The following is a 17,337-nucleotide window of genomic DNA, read 5'->3' as shown; positions in this document are numbered from 1 at the left end:
GTATCCCTGGCATCAACCATCGATTGAACAGATGGATTGTGTTGACTAGCAATAGATCCAATTGGCCTAGCCCAATGAAAGCTCTATCAAGGCGTGATTTGCTAAAACATCGCCTGAATGCCGCCGTAAAACACAGCAAGAGCTTGACCTTGCTCACCGATGAACTGTCGCTGTCCATTGAAGCCATCCACAATGAGCTGATGGGCATTCATGGCTGGAGTGACGAAGACGCCGCCCTGTCACTGGTCGACACGTTGCGTGGCATTGAACACAGCCTGATGGAAGCACTCGTCCTTGTGGATGGATCCGAGGGCTAGTTCAATTCTGAATCAACCCAGACAGGTTCCCCTGACTCGGAGGAACTTGTCCGTCTCCAGGACTTGGTTTTCAATGCTGCAGCAGGCGTGCTTGAGAGGCCATGCACCACCCTCAGCAGAGCCTCGGCTCAATCAAAACCTAGGGCTGCATTGAAAACATCTGGCACGGTAATTAACAAGGCCGCCAGCACCGTTTCCTTTGCTGTATTGATCTGCGCATCCAGTTCTGAATCCGCAAGAGCTGCACGAATCAGGCGTGCCTCTTGATGGGTCAACCGCTCCTGCACCACATGCTCGATGGCCAGGGCCACCAGCAAACCAATCAGCTCATCGACCTGATCGCTTGAGACGCTCTCCATCAGCGCAACCGCTCCAACAGCGCCCGAGAGATCACCAGTGCGTCACGCATCAGCAATGGCACCATCGTCTCCAGTGCCGCATCCTCTGGCTCGGACTTCAGTACATCCCTCAATCGACTCAGGGCCTGCAGCATCACGCCGGCTCGAAACTCAGGCTTCTGCTCCAGCTCCAGCAGAAACCCTTGCAAGTCACCTTGATATCCACCCTGGCCGCAAAGACAATCCCAGGCAGAACCGTCCTGATCCAATAGGAAGCGCCCCGGCAAGGCCGCGACTGGCTCGTCCCGTCTCGTCAGCGGATGACTCCCGCCGAGGAACGAATCGGCTGCGTCATGGGCTCCATCTGCAGACAGGCTCTGGTCCAACTCCTCTCCATGGGACCTCGACCAGGTCAGCCGTGCTGGGGGCTCAGACGTTGGCGGAAGCTTTGCCGCACCTCCAGCACCAACTAAAAACGAACCACAGACGCGCCAATCATCCATTGACCCACATTCATTCACCTCTCAACCTTCAGCAGTATCGAAGGCGTTGGCGTTCAATGCTGCACATCCACAGCAACATGAATCGCCCAGCGGTCAACCTGCTGTCCTAGAGAAACAAAGGTCGATTAGATTCGCCGCCAACTCAGCATCAAAGCTGCGTTCAGAGAAAGCGGTTCTCACTACTTTGAAGACAGAGTGTAGTGACCGAAGTGAAAGCAATCAGTTCTCCAGCACTCCGGTTAGTCCTCCCGTTTGAGCACGTTGGCCTCGAAGCCATCTCACTTGTAGGCGGCAAGAATGCGTCTCTCGGCGAGATGATCCGAGAGCTATCAAACCAAGGCATCAAGGTTCCCTCGGGCTTTGCAACGACCGCTCACGCCTACCGAGTTCTCCTGGATTCCGCCCATCTCAGCCAAGGCCTGCATGACTGCCTCGATGGTCTCGACGCAGAGCAGCTCCCCGCACTTCAACAAGCTGGAGCCGCCGCTCGCGACCTCCTTCTCAAGGCACCCCTGCCGATCGAGCTTGAGGAGCAACTGCTGCTGCACTACCGAGAGCTGGGATCACCTGCAGTAGCTGTGCGTTCCAGCGCCACTGCTGAAGATCTGCCACAGGCATCCTTTGCCGGTCAGCAGGAGACCTATCTCAATGTGGAGGGCGAGGCAGCACTGCTAGAGGCCTGCCGGCGTTGCTATGCCTCACTGTTCACCGACCGGGCCATTTCCTACCGGCAACTGAACGGCTTTGATCACTTCGATGTGGCCCTTTCGATCGGCATTCAGCGCATGGTGCGCTCCGATCTGGCCTGCTCGGGGGTGATGTTCAGCCTCGATACCGAGTCGGGGTTTCGTGATGTGGTTCTTCTCACGGCGGCCTACGGCTTGGGCGAGAACGTGGTGCAAGGAGCCGTCAATCCTGATGAATACCTGATTTTCAAACCGACCCTTCTCGAGGGTTTTGCACCGATCGTCAGCCAACGGCTGGGAGAGAAGGCCATTCGCATGGTCTACGCGCAAGCGGGATCAACCCGGAACGAATCGGTGCCGGCCTGCGATCGGCAACGCTTTGCCCTCGATCAAGCGGAGGTCCTGCAATTGGCCCGCTGGGCTTGCCAGATCGAGGCCCACTACAGCGAGCGACACGGGCAAGCCACACCGATGGATATTGAGTGGGCCAAGGACGGCAAGACCGGAGAACTCTTCATCCTTCAGGCCAGACCTGAAACGGTGAAATCTCGCCGAGACGTCAACGTGCTGCGGAGCTGGCATCTCGAACCCCATGACGCGGCGTTGCTTTGCAGAGGACGCGCCATTGGGACATCGGTCAGTAGTGGCGCAGCACGGATCCTGCATCACCCCAGTGAGATTCACCGTTTTCAAAGCGGTGACCTGCTGGTGACCGATCGCACCGATCCCGACTGGGAACCGGTGCTCAAGCGGGCCAGCGGTGTGGTGACCAATCGAGGCAGCCGCACCTGTCATGCGGCGATCATTGCTCGGGAAATGGGCATCACGGCCGTCGTCGGCGCGGACCAGGCGACAGAGCGCATCCTGGATGGAGAAACCATCACGCTGAGCTGTTGCGAAGGTGATGAGGGGCGCGTCTATCGCGGTGCCCTGCCCTTCCGGGTGGAGGAGAGCGCTGTGGGGGATCTGCCCGCGACTCGAACCCAGATCCTCATGAATGTGGGGAACCCGGAGGAGGCCTTCAACCTTGCGGCCATTCCATGCGATGGCGTGGGCCTGGCCCGGCTGGAGTTCATCATCGCCAACCAGATCCGTGTGCATCCGATGGCGTTGCTCCACCTCAACCGGGTGGTGAGCCAGGACGAGCAGCAGGCGATCCTCCAGCTCACGGCCGGCTACGCCAACCCCGCCGACTACTACGTCGATCGACTGGCGCAGGGAATCGGACGTCTGGCCGCAGCCTTTTACCCAAGGCCTGTGGTCCTGCGTTTCTCCGACTTCAAAAGCAACGAGTACGCCAAGCTGCTGGGGGGCAGCGGATTTGAGCCAGTCGAGGCGAACCCGATGCTCGGCTGGCGTGGTGCATCGCGTTACACCTCACCGGCCTTTCGTGAGGCGTTCGCCTTGGAATGCAAGGCCCTCATCGCTGTTCGCCAGCACATGGGACTGAGCAATGTCATCCCAATGGTGCCCTTCTGCCGCACCCCGGAAGAGGGGGATCGGGTGCTGGAGGAGATGGCTCTCCATGGTCTGGTGCGAGGAGAGCAGGGTCTTCAGGTTTATGTGATGTGTGAACTGCCAAGCAACGTCATGGCGGCCGAAGCCTTTGCCCAGCGTTTCGATGGCTTCTCCATCGGCTCCAATGACCTCACCCAGCTCACCTTGGGCCTGGACCGGGATTCCGCTCTGGTGGCCGAGCTCTTTGATGAACGTCACCCAGCAGTGCTGGAGATGGTGCGCTTGGCCATTCGGACCGCGAAGCAATGCGGTTCCAAGATCGGAATCTGCGGACAGGCCCCGAGTGACTATCCAGAGTTCGCGGAGTTCCTGGTCAAGGAAGGCATCGACTCCATCAGCCTCAATCCCGATGCTGTGATCAAGACACGACTGGCCATTGCCAGCATTGAGCAGCAGCTCTGCTGAGGTTGCCGTTCGCCAGTCATCTCCTCAATACCTTGCGGAGATGAGCGAGCTGGGGCGATGTCGCCTGTTTTTGATGCGTTAGATCCAGTTCTGAGGCGTCACGGCTACCGAGCCGAGGCCCTGCTGGAGGTGCTCGCCGCCGCTCAACAGATCTATGGCCACCTCAGCCCCAGCCTGCTGCGCCATGTCGCCGGTCTCCTGCGATTGCCTTTGAGCCGCGTGCAGGGCACGGCGAGTTTCTATCACCTCTTTCGCCTCAGTCCTCCACCTCGGCATCAGTGCCTGGTTTGCACCGGCACGGCTTGCCATGTTCAGGGCGCAGGCCTCCTGTTCAAGGCACTCCAGACGACCCTCAAGCAGCCCTGGTGCGAGCTGGGCTCGGTGCGCTGCATTGGCAGCTGCAGCGGAGGACCACTGCTGGTTGTCGATGGCGACATCTGGACTCACCAGACCAGTGCCACAGCGCTTGCTGGTCTTCGAAAGCTGGAGCCATGAGAAGCGGCCTTCGTTTCTGCACGTCCACCAGCTGCCGCAGCCGAGGGAGTGAGGGCTTGCTGCAGCACTGCGCTGCCGTCGCCAGGCAGGGTGAAGCAGGCCTATCGGTCAAGGGGGTCGGCTGCCTGGGCCCCTGCAGCGAGGGGCCATTGATGGTCATCGATACCGAGGCTGGATCCCGGTTGATGGCTCTTGAGCACTCTGCGCTGGAGTCCCTCCCGACGGAGCTTGAGACAACCTTGAGTCGCGGTGCCCTGATCGCATGGCAACCCTCCGGGAGTCGAGAGATCCTGCCTGAGGAACCCTTCCTCGCCCTGCAGCGGCGCCTGGTGCTGGCGCAGTGCGGGCGCATTGACCCCGAGTCATTGGAGGAGGCCGAGGCAGCCGGTGCCTACCTCCAGCTGCGGCGTGTTCTGCAGGAGAACGATCCCCTGGCCATCATCGAGCGCGTCAGGCGCAGTGGGCTACGGGGTCGCGGCGGCGCGGGCTATCCCACGGGTTTGAAGTGGGCCGCCGTCGCCGCCATGCCGGGGGACTCCAAGGTCGTGGTCTGCAACGCCGATGAGGGCGATCCCGGTGCCTTTATGGATCGCACGGTGATGGAGGGAGACCCCCACACCCTGCTTGAGGGGATGGTGATTGCAGCCTTCGCTGTGGGGGCAGAGCGGGGATGGATCTATGTCCGCGGTGAATACCCCCTGGCGATTGAGCGGTTGCGGCGGGGAATCGAGCAGGCCAGGCAGAGCGGTTGGCTTGGTGGCTCGGTGGGCGCTAGCGGCTTCCGTTTTGATCTGGAGCTTCGCGTGGGAGCCGGCGCCTATGTCTGCGGAGAGGAAACCGCCTTAATCCATTCGATCGAGGGACGGCGCGGTGTGCCCAGACCCCGTCCGCCCTTTCCGGCAGAGCAAGGGGTCCATGGATTCCCCACACTGATTAACAACGTCGAAACCTTCGCCAACATCCCTGCGTTGTTGCGTCTGGGACTGGAGGCCTACGGCCAAGGCACCAAGGTCTTCTCCCTGACAGGCCACGTGCAACGCAGTGGAGTCGTCGAAGTGCCCATGGGCACGAGCCTGCGCACGATTGTGGAGACGATGGCCGGTGGCCCAAAGAACGGCCATCAGATCAAGGCGGTCCAGACCGGAGGGCCATCGGGGGGCTGTGTCCCCGCCAGCCACCTGGACACCCCTGTGGATTACGAGAGCCTGCGTGAGCTCGGCACGATCATGGGCTCGGGCGGGATGGTGGTGATGGATGACACCACCGACATGGTGGATCTGGCCGCCTTCTTCATGGCCTTCTGCCGAGAAGAGTCCTGCGGCAAATGCATCCCCTGCCGCTGCGGCACGGTCCAGCTGGAGATGCTGCTGCGCAAGCTGCTGGCGGGCCAAGGGACAGGCTCCGACCTAAGCCAGTTGGAGAGCCTCTGCCACACCGTCAAAGAGGCCAGTTTGTGTGGATTGGGCCAAAACGCACCCAATCCAGTGCTGAGCAGCCTGCGTCATTACCGGGGCGACTTTCTCGCCTTGCTGCAGAGGGACCGGCGCCCATGAGCATCGTCACCCTGCGCATTGACGACCGCGATGTAGCGGTCTCATCCGGAACGACTCTCTTGGCGGCCATCCGCTCCGAGGGCCTCTCCGTTCCCACCCTTTGCGATCTCAAGGGGGTGTCACCGGTGGCGGCCTGCCGTCTCTGCCTGGTGGCGCTGGAAGGAACAGAGAAGCTGCAGGCCGCTTGTGTCACCAGCGTGCAGGAGGGGATGAGGGTCAAGACCAACACCCCGCAATTGGAGGAGATCCGACGTTCGGTGATCGAAATGCTGTTCACCGAGGGGAACCATGTCTGTGCGATCTGTGTCGCCAATGGGGATTGTGAACTTCAGGACCTCGCGGTGCAGGTGGGCATGGATCACAGCCGCCTCCCCTATCGATTTCCAGAACGGTCGGTGGATCTTTCCCACTCGCGATTTGGCTTAGATCACAACCGCTGCATTCTCTGCACCCGTTGCGTTCGGGTCTGCGATGAGGTGGAGGGCGCCCACGTCTGGGATGTGGGCTGGCGGGGCGAGCAGTGCCAGATCATCTCCGGCCTGGCTGAGCCCTGGGGGGAGGTCCAGGCCTGCACCGATTGCGGCAAGTGCGTGGAGGTCTGCCCCACCGGTGCCCTCTTCCACAAGGGGGACAACAGCGCAGAAAAGCACGGTCATCCAGAGCGGCTCCAGGCCCTGGTCGAGGCACGCACCCATCAGCACTGGCAGCCATGAGCACCTCCTCCCCCCGCAAGCGTCTGGCCACGGTTTGGTTGGCGGGTTGTTCGGGCTGCCACATGTCGTTTCTCGATCTCGATGAATGGCTGCTGGAGCTCGCCGAGCAAGCCGACATCGTCTACAGCCCGGTGGGATCGGACCAGAAGCTCTATCCCAAAAATGTCGACATCGCCCTCGTGGAGGGAGGGGTCGCCAACGAGGACAACCTGGAACTGCTGCTGCAGGTGAGGGCCAACTCACAAATCCTGGTGAGCTTTGGCGATTGCGCCATCACGGCCAACGTCCCAGGGATGCGCAACATGCTCCAGGGCGCCGATCCCGTGCTCCGGCGCGGCTACCTGGATCTAGCCGACAGCAGCGCCCAACGCCCCCATGCACCAGGTCTCATCCCTGAGCTCCTCGATCGGGTCCTGCCAGTCCATGAGTTGGTCGCCGTGGAGATGTTCCTGCCGGGATGTCCGCCCAGTGCGGCGCAGATCCGATCAGCGCTAGAGGCACTGCTGCAGGATCAGCGGCCTCCGCTCCAGGCCAACCGGGAGATCCGTTTTGGCTGAAGCGAGCCAGCAACGGCGCCGGATTCAGATCGATCCAGTGACCCGAATCGAAGGTCACGCCAAGATCTCGATCCAGCTCGATGCCTCGGGGGCGGTGGAGACGGCCCGCTTCCACGTCACTGAATACCGCGGTTTTGAGAAGTTCTGCGAGGGCAGACCCTTCACCGAGATGGCCGCCATCACGGCCCGGATCTGCGGGATCTGTCCGGTCAGTCATCTGCTGACCGCAGCCAAAACCGGAGACAAGATCCTCGGGGTCTCGATCCCCCCTACGGCGGAGAAGCTGCGCCGCCTCATGAACTTGGCGCAGATCACCCAATCGCACGCCCTGTCCTTCTTTCACCTCAGCAGTCCCGATTTCCTCTTGGGCTGGAACAGTGATCCGGCACGACGCAACATCTTTGGTCTGATCGCGGCGAACCCTGATCTGGCCCGCAGTGGAATCCGCCTACGTCAATTCGGCCAGGGCGTCATCGAGGCCTTGGGGGGGCGCAAAATCCATGCCGCCTGGGCCGTCCCGGGGGGAGTACGCAGCCCGTTAGCGATCGAGACCCGCGATCAAATCCGAGCCGGACTGCCCGAGGCCTTCGCCGTTGTCGAGCAGGGGCTGAGGGTGTTCAAAGAGTTGCTCGATCGACAACTGCGTGAAGAACTCGAGGTCTTTGGCCACTTTCCCTCGCTCTTTGTGGGGTTGATCGGCCATGGCGATCGCTGGGAGCACACCAGTGGATCCCTCTGCCAGGGCATCCGGGTCATCGATAGCCAAGGTGGCGTGCTTGCCGATGGCTTGCGGGAAGACGACTACGCCTCCTTCATCGCCGAAGCGGTGGAGCCTTGGAGCTACCTCAAATTCCCCTACTACCGGCCCTTAGGCCTGGAGGCCGGGAGTTATCGCGTCGGCCCCCTGGCCCGGCTGAACCTCTGCACGCGGATTGGCACGGAACGGGCCGATCGCGAGTTGCTGGAGTTCCGCCAACGGGGGGGGCGCGTAGTGACGGCCTCGTTCCTCTATCACCTGGCTCGCTTGGTGGAGATCCTGGCCTGCCTTGAGCAGATGGAGCAGCTGCTGGATGATCCCGAGCTGTGCTCCCCCCACGTGCGCGCCCGAGCAGAGGTCAACTGCCTGGAGGCCGTGGGCGTGAGTGAGGCACCCCGCGGCACCCTGCTGCACCACTACCGGGTGGATGCCAATGGGCTGATTGAGAAGGTGAATCTGATCATTGCCACCGGCCAGAACAACGGGGCGATGAATCGCACGGTGACCCAGATCGCCAGGCATTACCTCACCCCAACGCAGACCCAGGCGGCCCAGCTCAACGAGGCACTGCTCAACCGCATCGAAGCGGGGATTCGTTGCTTCGATCCGTGCCTGTCCTGCAGCACACATGCCGCAGGAGCCATGCCCCTGCAGGTGCAGCTGTTGAGTGCAGAGGGAGATCTACTCCAGGAGCTGAAACGCGAATGAGCACTGCGCTGAAGCCCCTTGTGATTGGCATCGGCAACCTGCAGAGGGGTGATGACAGCGCCGGCTATCGCATCGCTGCTGCCCTGCAGGACGAGTTAGCGGTGCCCTGCCGGGTGATTGCGAGCCACCAGCTCATGCCGGAGTTTGCGGAGCCGATTGCCACCGCAAGTCGGGTGTTGTTCATCGACTCCACCATCGATCCCGAACGATGTTCGCGCTGGTCCTCTCCCCAACTCGAGCCCCTGGGGTGCCTCCCCCTGACGAAGACGTCCTTGAGCCATCAGGGCACCCCCCAGGATCTCTTGGCCCTGGCTGAGGCCTTGTACAGCTCGAGACCACCGGCCTGGCAGCTGCTGATCCCCTCCCTGCATTGGGAGCATGGAATGGAACTCTCCCCCTTGACCTCAACAGCGGCGGCCATGGCCGTGCCCCTGGTCCGCGCCTGGGGATCAGGGCATGCATGAGTTAGCGCTGATCGATGAGCTCTGCCGCATCGCCCAACAGGCGGCCAGGGATCAGGGAGCCAGCACGATCCATTCGCTCCTGTTGCGAATCGGCAACCTCTCCGGCGTGGATGCGGAAGCGTTGCGTCAGGCCTTTGCCGTGGTGGCGACAGCCCCCCCCTGGAGCAGCACTCGTCTTGAGCTGGAGGTGGTGAGAACCCGCTGTTTCTGCGCTCACTGCCGCCAGGCCTTTCGGCCAACGGATCTGATTCATCAGTGCAGCCGCTGCGGTGCGCTCTCCAGCGACGTTCTCGAGGGCCGCGAACTTGAACTGGTTTCGATGGAGGTCTCCTGATGTGTGGCCAGTGCGGCTGTGAGCAGGGCGCTCCATTCACACCAGAGCCAACGCGGATCGTTCTCCAACGCAACCTGCTGGAGCGCAATGAGCAGCAGGCCTTGCACAACCGCATCCACTTCGAGCAACACGGTTTGCTCGCGGTGAATCTGGTCTCCGCACCGGGGTCAGGGAAGACCGCCTTTCTCGAGCAGCTGGCGCGCCAGTGGCCGCGACCACCCATCGGGGTGATCGTTGGCGATTTGGCCACCGATAACGACGCCCAGCGTCTGAAGAGTGCAGGGGCACGCTCTGTGCAGATCCAGACAGGCGATCTCTGCCATCTGGAGGCTGATCTGGTGGCTCGCGCCTTTGATCAGCTGGAGACCAGGGGGATGGATCTCTTGATGATCGAGAACGTCGGCAATCTCGTCTGCCCCACGGCTTTTGCGTTGGGGGAACACCTGCGGATCGCCTTGATCTCGGTCACCGAGGGTGAGGACAAACCCCTGAAATACCCGGCCCTATTCAGAAGTGTCGATGCAGTGCTGATCAACAAGATCGACCTGGAGGAGGTGGTGGGCTTTGATCGCCGCGCCGCCCTCGCCAATCTCAGGGACACGGCTCCCCAGGCAGAGGTCTTTGCCATCTCTGCTCGATCGGGAGCCGGGGTAGAGGCTGTCATGGCCTGGCTGCAGGATGAGCAGCGGAACTGAGTGGGCGCTGCAGCTGCAGCTCAGTGGGCGGGTGCAGGGCATTGGGTTTCGCCCGGCCATCCATCGCAGGGCCACACAACTGGGGCTGGGTGGCTGGGTCGCCAACAACACAAGCGGCGTGATCCTGGAGCTGCATGGCTCGAGGCCTCAACTCGAGGTGTTTCTCAAACAGCTGCTGAGGGATCCCCCAACACACAGTCGGATGGACCAGGTGCAGCCGGGTTGGCGGCAGATCCCCTGCGGCAAGCGACCGTTCCGGATTGTGCCCTCCCAGCCGTCACCGGGTTCCTCGGCACTGATCGCACCAGATCTGGCCCTCTGCAGGGCATGCCTGGCCGAGCTTCTGGATCCGAGCAACCGACGCTTCGGCTATCCCTTCATCAGTTGCGCCCAGTGCGGACCGCGCTACAGCCTCCTGCAGACGTTGCCGTTTGAGCGGGACAACACCAGCTTCTCCGCCTTCCCGCCGTGCGCCACCTGCGCTGCGGAATACGCCAATCCCGAGGACCGCCGCTTTCATGCTCAGACGATCAGCTGCCCGGCCTGCGGACCAAGCCTGAGCTGGAACCAAAGGATTGCGGACTACGGGGAAGGCCTGCAGGCCGCGACGCAGCTACTGCGGGCAGGGGGCATCCTCGCCCTGCAGGGGGTCGGTGGCTTTCAACTCCTGGCTGATCCAACCCACGGCCAAGCGTTGGCCAGGCTGCGGACCAGAAAGGGGCGGCCTGAAAAACCCCTGGCCCTACTCAGCAGCAGAGCAGCGCTCGAGGAGATCTGTCGACCATCAGAGCCTGAACTGGAGCTCTGGCAGTCCCCTCTCGCCCCGATCGTGCTGATGCGCCGTAGCCCTGATGCGGGTGTGGATGCACGGGTGGCGGGATCAAGTCCCTGGTTGGGGGTGATGCGCCCGGCCAGTGGCTTGCAACAGCTCTTGCTCGAGCACGTTGGTTCCCCCTTGGTCTGCACCAGCGCCAATCGTTCCGGGGAGCCGATTGCGGCCGATGTCAACGCCGATGAGGCCTTGCTCGCCTCCCTGGCGGATGGTGTGCTGAGTCATGAATTACGCATCGTCAACCGCATCGACGACAGCGTGATGCGCTGGGCCGCCGGTGCCCCCCTGGTGCTGCGGCTCGGGCGTGGTCTCGCGCCTCTCGCCCTTCCAACCCAAGCCCAGCCATGCTCCGCTCCGGTGCAACTGGCCGTGGGTGCACAGGTCAAAGGTGCTTTTGCCCTACAGCTGAAGACGCATCGGGTGTTGAGCCCCGATCTTGGTGATCTCTCCAGTCGCTGCGGTGCCGAGCATTTCGAGAGCACTAGCCGCACCTGGATGCGGCGCCACGCCGTCACTCCAAGGTGGATTGTGAGTGATCGCCACCGGAGCTACAGCTCCAGTGCCTACGCCGAACACCTCAGCCAGTCCCTTCCAGCGAGGCGACTGCAGGTGCAGCATCACCAGGCCCATCTGCTGGCGGTGATGGCCGAACACGGCCTGAGCGGAGCGCAATGCGGACTGGCCTGGGATGGATCTGGACTCGGAGATGACGGCACGATCTGGGGCGGGGAAGCCCTGGAGCTTGAAGGCGACGGCTACCGGCGGGTCGCCACCCTTCGCTCATTCCCATTGCCAGGAGGCGAGCGCGCCCTACGGGAACCGCGACGGGCGGCCCTGGGGATGCTGCTAGAGGCCTATGGACCCAACTGGCGAGCCAGGCTGCAGCCACTGGAGACGCCCTGGTGGTCCGCATTCCCTGAGGCGGATCGTGCGCTACTGGAACAGAGCCTGGTCTGCGGGGTGAATCGCCATCGCTGCTCCAGCATGGGGCGGCTGTTTGATGGCTTCGCGGCCTTGCTTGGGGTGCAGCAAACCTGCAGCTTCGAGGCCCAGGCGGCGATGGCACTCGAGGGGTTGGCGACCCAGGCACTGGAGAGGGGAGAGGCCTCGCCGACTTACCCCCTGCCGCTGGAGTGGTCTGCCGCTGAAGGGATCTGGGTGTGGAACTGGGCGCCACTGCTCGAGGCCGTTCTGAATGGCTTGGGGGAGCACATCTCCCCGGCCGCGCTCTCACTGGCGTTTCACCAAAGCCTGGCCCAGGCGGTCGTGAACCTGGCGCAGTCCCAGGGCGTTGAGCAACTGCTTCTGGCGGGGGGCTGCTTCCAGAACAAGTTGCTCTTGGAACGTTGCGTTCTGGGCCTGCAACAGGTCGGTGTCCGTGCGCTTTGGTGTCAGCAACTGCCCTGCAATGACGCCAGCCTCCCGATCGGTCAGCTGCTGGCTGTGCCGCAGATCTGAGGCAGCGGCCAACGGGCGCCAAAACCCCATATAGAACGAGCTGAACGCCACTAGGAAGGCATGTGCCTGGCCGTCGCTGGTGAGTTAGTCAGCAGCAATCACCACCCCGACCCCCTCTGGCGTGTGGGGGATGTTTCCTTTGCAGGGGTCCTGCGCCAGGTCAGCCTGGCCTGCGTCCCGACGGCTCAGATCGGGGACCAGCTGCTGGTGCATGTCGGGGTGGCTCTGAAGGTGATGGAGCCGGAGCGATGACGCTGCAGCTGGGCAGATGAGTGAATGCGTCGCTTTGCTCGAGCAAATACGGGGCTGCTGCAGCCAGCGCTGGACAGTGATGGAGGTCTGCGGCGGTCAGACCCATGCCCTACTGCGCCATGGGCTGGATCGGCTGCTGGAGGACTCGATCGAGCTGATCCACGGGCCTGGCTGCCCGGTCTGTGTGACAGACAGCGAACGCATTGATCAGGCCATTGCTTTGGTCAAAAAGCCTGAGGTCACGCTCTGCTCCTACGGCGACATGCTTCGAGTGCCTGGGAGCGATGGGAGCAATCTGCTGGGGTGCCGATCGGAAGGTGCCGATGTACGCGTGATCTACTCCCCCCTTGATGTGCTGGAGATCGCAAGGCGGGAAACGGATCGTCAGGTGGTTTTTCTGGCGGTGGGCTTTGAGACAACAGCCCCCGCGACGGGCCTGCTGGTTCAACAGGCCCATCAGCAGAGGCTCACGAATCTTCGACTGTTGATGGCCCATGTCCGGGTTGCGCCAGCACTGGATCAATTGCTCGGGGACCCGGCCTGCACTGTGCAGGGCTTACTGGCTGCTGGGCACGTCTGTGCGGTCATGGGAGAGGCTGAGTACGTGGATCTGGCGGCGCAGCACAGACGCCCGATCGTGATGACTGGGTTCAGCCCGGAGGCATTGCTACGAGGGATTTTGTGCTGCATCAAGCAGCTGGAGGAAGGACGCCATGACCTCAGGAATGCCTACGAGGCGGTCGTCGATCAGGGGGGGAACAGGGACGCTCGCCGGTTGATTGAGACCGTCTTTGAACCCGTCGACAGGGTGTGGCGAGGTCTCGGGGTCATCGGCAAAGGCGGATATCGGTTGCGTGATCCCTATACAGCTCTGGCGGTGGAGCCGGAGGAGCTGGACGGACAGCCCTACGGCAATGGGCAATGCCCAAGTGGTCAGGTTCTCAGGGGCTTGATGCGGCCAGGCGAGTGTCCAAGCTTTGGAGACGCCTGCACTCCCGCTCACCCATTGGGGGCACCGATGGTCTCAAGCGAGGGGGCCTGTGCCGCCTATTTCAGGTTTCATCACTGAGCGATGCAGCCACCCGACGGAAGAATCCAGATGGGGCATGGGGGTGGCGGCCGCCTAATGCGGGAGCTGATCACCGAGTTGGTGGTGCCAAAGCTCGGCCACCAGAAGAACGTGCTGCATGATGCGGCACTCGTCTACACACCCGGCCCGCAACTGGCGTTCAGCACAGACTCCTATGTGGTGAGGCCCTTGTTCTTCCCCGGGGGAGACATCGGACGACTGGCGGTCTATGGAAGCGTGAACGACCTGGCCATGGCGGGGGCAAGACCACTCGCCCTGAGCCTGTCGCTGATCATCGAGGAGGGTCTTGAAATCGACTGTCTGGCTCGGGTGATCGATTCAGTAGGCGAGGCCTGCCAAGGCATCGGCGTGGGGGTGATCACCGGAGACACAAAGGTGGTGGAACAGGGAAAGGGTGATGGGTTGTTCATCAACAGCACAGCCATTGGAGTGGTGGAACACCCGCTGAACATCAGTCCAAGCGCCATCAGGCCAGGTGATGCCGTCATCGTCAGTGGCGACCTTGGGCGCCACGGATTGGCCGTGCTGTCGGCGCGCGCTGAGTTGGGTTTGAGGAGCCCAATCGAGAGTGATCTGGGCTGCCTGCTGGAGCCGGTGATGGAGCTACTGGCAGCCGGAGTGGAGCTGCACTGCCTACGTGATCTGACGAGGGGGGGCTTGGCGAGTGCAAGCGATGAGATCGCAAGAAGTGGTCAGTGCACCCTGCAGCTCGAGCAGCAGCGCATTCCAGTGCATCCAAGCGTGAACGCGGCCTGCGAGGTCCTTGGGCTGGATCCACTAGCAATGGCGAACGAAGGTCGGATGCTGGTGATCTGCCCTGCCGAGCAGGAGGATCTGGCCTTGACGGTGCTTCAGCGATATCAACCAGAAGCAGCGAGGGTTGGCACGGTGGGACAGAGATGGGCCGATGGATCATCTCTAGACGCGCGCTATCCGGTCAGCTTGATCAGCGAGCTGGGGGTGAATTGCCCAATGGTTCTCGCTGAAGGGGAGCAGATACCGAGAATCTGTTGACCGCAGAGGGACGTGAAACGGAGAGATCGGCTGCAGATGCAATGCAGATGTGATCAAAAACGGAAAGAACGAAGAATCAAAGCCACACTTGAATGATGCTTGAAGGACCTCGTGGACAGACAGATCACAGTGCAGCTCAATGAACAGGAAGCGCGACTACTCTTCAACACAATCCAGGCGAGATCTCGTTATCGGCCGATTAAGCACCCCTACGGCCGGGTGGTATGGCAACCGTGGATGGGGGTGCTGCTAAAGAAACTCAGCAAGGCATTGGCCGAGGAAGGAGTCGTAGACGCAGCGTAGAAAGAAGCGTGGCAGCAACCAACGCCAGAGAAGGAGTGAAAAGCCGAGCACAAGCGAGCAGAAGGTAACGCTCAACGCCACAATGATGCCGCGCTTCGAGAAGGTAACAGGCGAGGCGAGAAATGAAACCAAGAAACAGAAGAAAGCGTGCAAGCCTGCCCAGGCTGGGCCAGGCAAAAGCACCACCGAAGGCCAAGAAGACGAAGGCGCAGCAAATCAGATTCGATGGCGCGGGAGATCGGACACAGGGCAGGAGAAAGAGGGTGGTCAATGACTAGAAAGAAGTCGAGAGAGGATCGCTCATGTACAGAACGAACCTGTGCGACTACCACCATCACGTCACAAAGACAGGCCATAGCATTCACCACCGCGGCTACATAGAGTCCTTCCTAGTCAAGACAAACGGGCAACAAGGAAGCAGTGTCGACTTGAAATGGAGAAGGTCAAAGACGGCCCCGATCGGCCTCAATGACGAAAACCACAGAGCCCGTGGAACACAAACAGAGGCGCTCCAAACAGGGCATCCAGGAAGACGCTGATCACCAAGAACCGTTGCAGTGCAGTGGAACTCAAGGAAAGGCAGTGACGTCAGGGGAGCCTGCCGTGGCGGCAGGTCCCGCGGTGGTGCAGATTGGATGTAGATTCACCCAAGGGATGCCATGTCTGCGGCAGGGCTACGGGGAACAGCTAAAAACGGCTGGGGAATAACAGGGGTTCTTCTTGGCACATCGGTACTGGTACACACCCAGGTCGACAGCCGTTACCTGAGTGACTTCGCTCTGCGATCACCGCCATGGGCGTTCTTGGTAGCAGTTGCAGGGATATTGGTGCTGAACCATTGGCAGGAAAGCCTTCTCCTGATTGCGTCCATGGGCATGCAGGGATCGTTCCTGATCACCCAGGAAATCGAACTAACGCAAAACGAATGGACTCTGTTGGTCCTGCGCCGGCTTGTATTGATAGCGGTGTGCATCTGGGCTGCATATTTGAGAAGCCAACTGGAGCAGAAGCACTCCGAGCAGGTGAAGCAGCAAGGCCGCCTGCAATCAAAGCTGGAGCAAAGCCTGAGAGCCTCAATACTTGCTCATGAAATACGGCAACCGCTGAGTCACGTAATTATTGAGTGCAAATTACTGTGCTTCCGCACAGCACAGAAATCTGATCTACCAACAAAAGTCAGAACAGAGATCAGACAAATCCAGCAAAGCGCCGAGGAGGTCGATCAGCTGGTGGGAACAGTCACACGCCTATTGCGAGAGGACAAGAATAGTTTCGAAACAGTCGACGTAACAAGTTTGGTTGAAAACCGCTTAAAAAGGTGGAAGCACAAAGAAGAGAATACCAAGATCGATATTGAGTTCAAACGCAGCATGAACCATCAATGTGTACACGGGGACAAGGATCAGCTCCTAATAGCGGTCGATAATCTACTGAAGAATGCAAGCGATGCCGCCAATAAGAACTACAGACGAAAACGTAGGATTCAAGTCTCGGTTACTCGAAAGAGAGGCAATGTCCTGTTGCAGGTCGCCGATAGCGGGAAGGGACTGCCAAGCAAGAGAAGTCAGGAACTACTCCTTGAGAGCAAGGGCGAGAGTGGGATGGGCGTTGGAATTTTGTGTGTAGAGACAATTGCTTTAGGGCACAGCGGGGAGCTCATCCTGGGCAGCTCCAAACAACTTGGCGGTGCACAGATATGCCTGAGTCTTCCAGCTAATCCATGTGCCCCCAGCGCCAACAACGATAAAGCGTGGCAATCCGAACAAGTTCAGAACCACTGATTCCGAGCTTAGAAGCAACACCTTTACGATAAGTCTCAACGGTAGCCAATGACAGATTGAGCTCTACTGCTATTTCCTTATTAAGAAGGCCTCGGCCGAGGGCCTCGATGACACGCTGCTCCCTGGGGCTCAAGGTAGTGATCGCCCTAAGATGCTGCTCGCATCCCGGCAAAGGCAAATAGAGATCATCCGTTCGGTGGCGCCACCATGACTGGAGAACCTCGAGCATGGAGTCCCAAGCCTGTGACTTATTGACAATGCCGATTGTGAAAGGCTGTAGATCCGTTGGCGCCAGAAACTCTTCGGCCAGGGCAGTCACAAAAAGGAGCGCCGCGTTGGGATTAAGTTGAAGCAAGAGGTCCGCAGCGGGGCGGTAGGAATCGCCACCAAGCTGGACATCAATAACAAGAAGATCTGGAGGAGAGGCGCGAATCAGATCGCAGGCACTATCAACGGTACAGCTAACCCCGAGAACATTAAAGCCAGCGACCTCTGAAAGGATCCCAGCTATGGCCTGACCAACCATCTGGTGGTCATCGAGAACAATAACGTCCAAGCTTGGGG

At 60.8% G+C, this 17,337-nt stretch carries 18 protein-coding genes; 15 read left to right on the top strand and 3 right to left on the bottom strand.

Annotation, left to right across the window (positions count from 1 at the left end; translation table 11 throughout):
* Window positions 1-143: 143 nt before the first annotated feature.
* Window positions 144-317: a hypothetical protein gene (locus QZ184_RS03650; protein WP_010317678.1), complete on the top strand. Its 174-nt coding sequence runs from the start codon at window positions 144-146 to the stop codon at window positions 315-317.
* A gap of 128 nt (window positions 318-445) precedes the next feature.
* On the opposite strand, the gene QZ184_RS03645 is transcribed toward QZ184_RS03650, so the two are convergent.
* Both QZ184_RS03645 and QZ184_RS03640 read right to left on the bottom strand, forming a co-directional pair.
* Window positions 446-676 (bottom strand): hypothetical protein, encoded by a 231-nt coding sequence (locus tag QZ184_RS03645; protein ID WP_010317676.1) that lies wholly within the window; start codon window positions 674-676, stop codon window positions 446-448.
* A complete protein-coding gene (locus QZ184_RS03640) occupies window positions 676-864 on the bottom strand; it encodes a hypothetical protein (RefSeq protein ID WP_247478956.1) in 189 nt (62 codons plus the stop codon). Before QZ184_RS03640 ends, QZ184_RS03645 begins: the two co-directional genes overlap by 1 nt.
* Window positions 865-1,376: 512 nt before the next feature.
* Between QZ184_RS03640 and ppsA the strand changes: the two genes are divergently transcribed.
* From ppsA to QZ184_RS03570, 14 genes are all read left to right on the top strand, one after another.
* On the top strand, window positions 1,377-3,767 hold the full coding sequence (gene ppsA, locus QZ184_RS03635; RefSeq protein ID WP_363159505.1) for a phosphoenolpyruvate synthase: 2,391 nt from the start codon (window positions 1,377-1,379) through the stop codon (window positions 3,765-3,767).
* Window positions 3,768-3,824: 57 nt separating this feature from the next.
* Window positions 3,825-4,262 (top strand): NAD(P)H-dependent oxidoreductase subunit E, encoded by a 438-nt coding sequence (locus QZ184_RS03630; RefSeq protein WP_296418192.1) that lies wholly within the window; start codon window positions 3,825-3,827, stop codon window positions 4,260-4,262.
* The gene (locus QZ184_RS03625) at window positions 4,259-5,815 is read left to right on the top strand and encodes an NADH-ubiquinone oxidoreductase-F iron-sulfur binding region domain-containing protein (RefSeq protein WP_296415291.1); all 1,557 of its coding nucleotides are present in this window, start codon (window positions 4,259-4,261) and stop codon (window positions 5,813-5,815) included. Before QZ184_RS03630 ends, QZ184_RS03625 begins: the two co-directional genes overlap by 4 nt.
* Complete coding sequence (gene hoxU / locus QZ184_RS03620) at window positions 5,812-6,528, top strand: bidirectional hydrogenase complex protein HoxU (RefSeq protein ID WP_296418190.1); 717 nt, start codon at window positions 5,812-5,814, stop codon at window positions 6,526-6,528. The genes QZ184_RS03625 and hoxU overlap by 4 nt, the downstream gene beginning before the upstream one ends.
* Window positions 6,525-7,085, top strand: coding sequence for an oxidoreductase (locus QZ184_RS03615; protein ID WP_296418188.1), 561 nt, complete (start codon window positions 6,525-6,527; stop codon window positions 7,083-7,085). The genes hoxU and QZ184_RS03615 overlap by 4 nt, the downstream gene beginning before the upstream one ends.
* On the top strand, window positions 7,078-8,550 hold the full coding sequence (locus QZ184_RS03610; RefSeq protein ID WP_296415296.1) for a Ni/Fe hydrogenase subunit alpha: 1,473 nt from the start codon (window positions 7,078-7,080) through the stop codon (window positions 8,548-8,550). Before QZ184_RS03615 ends, QZ184_RS03610 begins: the two co-directional genes overlap by 8 nt.
* On the top strand, window positions 8,547-9,014 hold the full coding sequence (locus tag QZ184_RS03605) for a hydrogenase maturation protease (protein WP_296415298.1): 468 nt from the start codon (window positions 8,547-8,549) through the stop codon (window positions 9,012-9,014). The genes QZ184_RS03610 and QZ184_RS03605 overlap by 4 nt, the downstream gene beginning before the upstream one ends.
* Window positions 9,007-9,348, top strand: coding sequence for a hydrogenase maturation nickel metallochaperone HypA (locus QZ184_RS03600; RefSeq protein WP_296418186.1), 342 nt, complete (start codon window positions 9,007-9,009; stop codon window positions 9,346-9,348). Before QZ184_RS03605 ends, QZ184_RS03600 begins: the two co-directional genes overlap by 8 nt.
* Window positions 9,348-10,043, top strand: coding sequence for a hydrogenase nickel incorporation protein HypB (hypB, locus tag QZ184_RS03595; protein WP_296418184.1), 696 nt, complete (start codon window positions 9,348-9,350; stop codon window positions 10,041-10,043). The genes QZ184_RS03600 and hypB overlap by 1 nt, the downstream gene beginning before the upstream one ends.
* Window positions 10,027-12,333 carry a carbamoyltransferase HypF gene (hypF, locus tag QZ184_RS03590; RefSeq protein ID WP_296418182.1) on the top strand — a complete coding sequence of 769 codons (2,307 nt, stop codon included), beginning with the start codon at window positions 10,027-10,029 and terminating at the stop codon, window positions 12,331-12,333. Before hypB ends, hypF begins: the two co-directional genes overlap by 17 nt.
* 60 nt (window positions 12,334-12,393) lie before the next feature.
* Window positions 12,394-12,585 (top strand): HypC/HybG/HupF family hydrogenase formation chaperone, encoded by a 192-nt coding sequence (locus tag QZ184_RS03585; protein ID WP_010317651.1) that lies wholly within the window; start codon window positions 12,394-12,396, stop codon window positions 12,583-12,585.
* Window positions 12,586-12,601: 16 nt separating this feature from the next.
* Window positions 12,602-13,654 (top strand): hydrogenase formation protein HypD, encoded by a 1,053-nt coding sequence (gene hypD / locus QZ184_RS03580; RefSeq protein WP_296415308.1) that lies wholly within the window; start codon window positions 12,602-12,604, stop codon window positions 13,652-13,654.
* A gap of 3 nt (window positions 13,655-13,657) precedes the next feature.
* Window positions 13,658-14,689 (top strand): hydrogenase expression/formation protein HypE, encoded by a 1,032-nt coding sequence (gene hypE, locus QZ184_RS03575; RefSeq protein WP_296418180.1) that lies wholly within the window; start codon window positions 13,658-13,660, stop codon window positions 14,687-14,689.
* A 962-nt stretch (window positions 14,690-15,651) separates the two neighbouring features.
* The gene (locus QZ184_RS03570) at window positions 15,652-16,773 is read left to right on the top strand and encodes a HAMP domain-containing sensor histidine kinase (protein ID WP_296418178.1); all 1,122 of its coding nucleotides are present in this window, start codon (window positions 15,652-15,654) and stop codon (window positions 16,771-16,773) included.
* Here the strand turns inward: QZ184_RS03570 and QZ184_RS03565 are convergent.
* On the bottom strand, window positions 16,706-17,337 hold a 632-nt coding region (locus tag QZ184_RS03565), incomplete at its 5' end, for a response regulator transcription factor (protein WP_296418176.1). The genes QZ184_RS03570 and QZ184_RS03565 overlap by 68 nt on opposite strands.

The organism is Vulcanococcus sp. DEBay_Sum22DG08_74 (assembly GCF_017852955.1).
In the GTDB taxonomy this organism is placed as follows: domain Bacteria; phylum Cyanobacteriota; class Cyanobacteriia; order PCC-6307; family Cyanobiaceae; genus Vulcanococcus.
The sequence above is the reverse complement of the archived record's forward strand: the minus strand, read 5'-3'. Positions and strand labels throughout refer to the sequence as shown.

Bases quoted from the DNA above. Each gene is read 5' to 3' on its own strand.
- QZ184_RS03600 (WP_296418186.1), top strand. From the start codon at position 9,007: ATGCATGAGTTAGCGCTGATCGATGAGCTCTGCCGCATCGCCCAACAG.
- QZ184_RS03645 (WP_010317676.1), bottom strand. From the start codon at position 676: ATGGAGAGCGTCTCAAGCGATCAGGTCGATGAGCTGATTGGTTTGCTG.
- hypD (WP_296415308.1), top strand. From the start codon at position 12,602: ATGAGTGAATGCGTCGCTTTGCTCGAGCAAATACGGGGCTGCTGCAGC.
- hypF (WP_296418182.1), top strand. From the start codon at position 10,027: ATGAGCAGCGGAACTGAGTGGGCGCTGCAGCTGCAGCTCAGTGGGCGG.
- QZ184_RS03585 (WP_010317651.1), top strand. From the start codon at position 12,394: ATGTGCCTGGCCGTCGCTGGTGAGTTAGTCAGCAGCAATCACCACCCC.
- QZ184_RS03570 (WP_296418178.1), top strand. From the start codon at position 15,652: ATGTCTGCGGCAGGGCTACGGGGAACAGCTAAAAACGGCTGGGGAATA.
- hypB (WP_296418184.1), top strand. From the start codon at position 9,348: ATGTGTGGCCAGTGCGGCTGTGAGCAGGGCGCTCCATTCACACCAGAG.
- QZ184_RS03630 (WP_296418192.1), top strand. From the start codon at position 3,825: ATGTCGCCTGTTTTTGATGCGTTAGATCCAGTTCTGAGGCGTCACGGC.
- QZ184_RS03615 (WP_296418188.1), top strand. From the start codon at position 6,525: ATGAGCACCTCCTCCCCCCGCAAGCGTCTGGCCACGGTTTGGTTGGCG.
- QZ184_RS03625 (WP_296415291.1), top strand. From the start codon at position 4,259: ATGAGAAGCGGCCTTCGTTTCTGCACGTCCACCAGCTGCCGCAGCCGA.
- hoxU (WP_296418190.1), top strand. From the start codon at position 5,812: ATGAGCATCGTCACCCTGCGCATTGACGACCGCGATGTAGCGGTCTCA.
- hypE (WP_296418180.1), top strand. From the start codon at position 13,658: ATGCAGCCACCCGACGGAAGAATCCAGATGGGGCATGGGGGTGGCGGC.
- QZ184_RS03605 (WP_296415298.1), top strand. From the start codon at position 8,547: ATGAGCACTGCGCTGAAGCCCCTTGTGATTGGCATCGGCAACCTGCAG.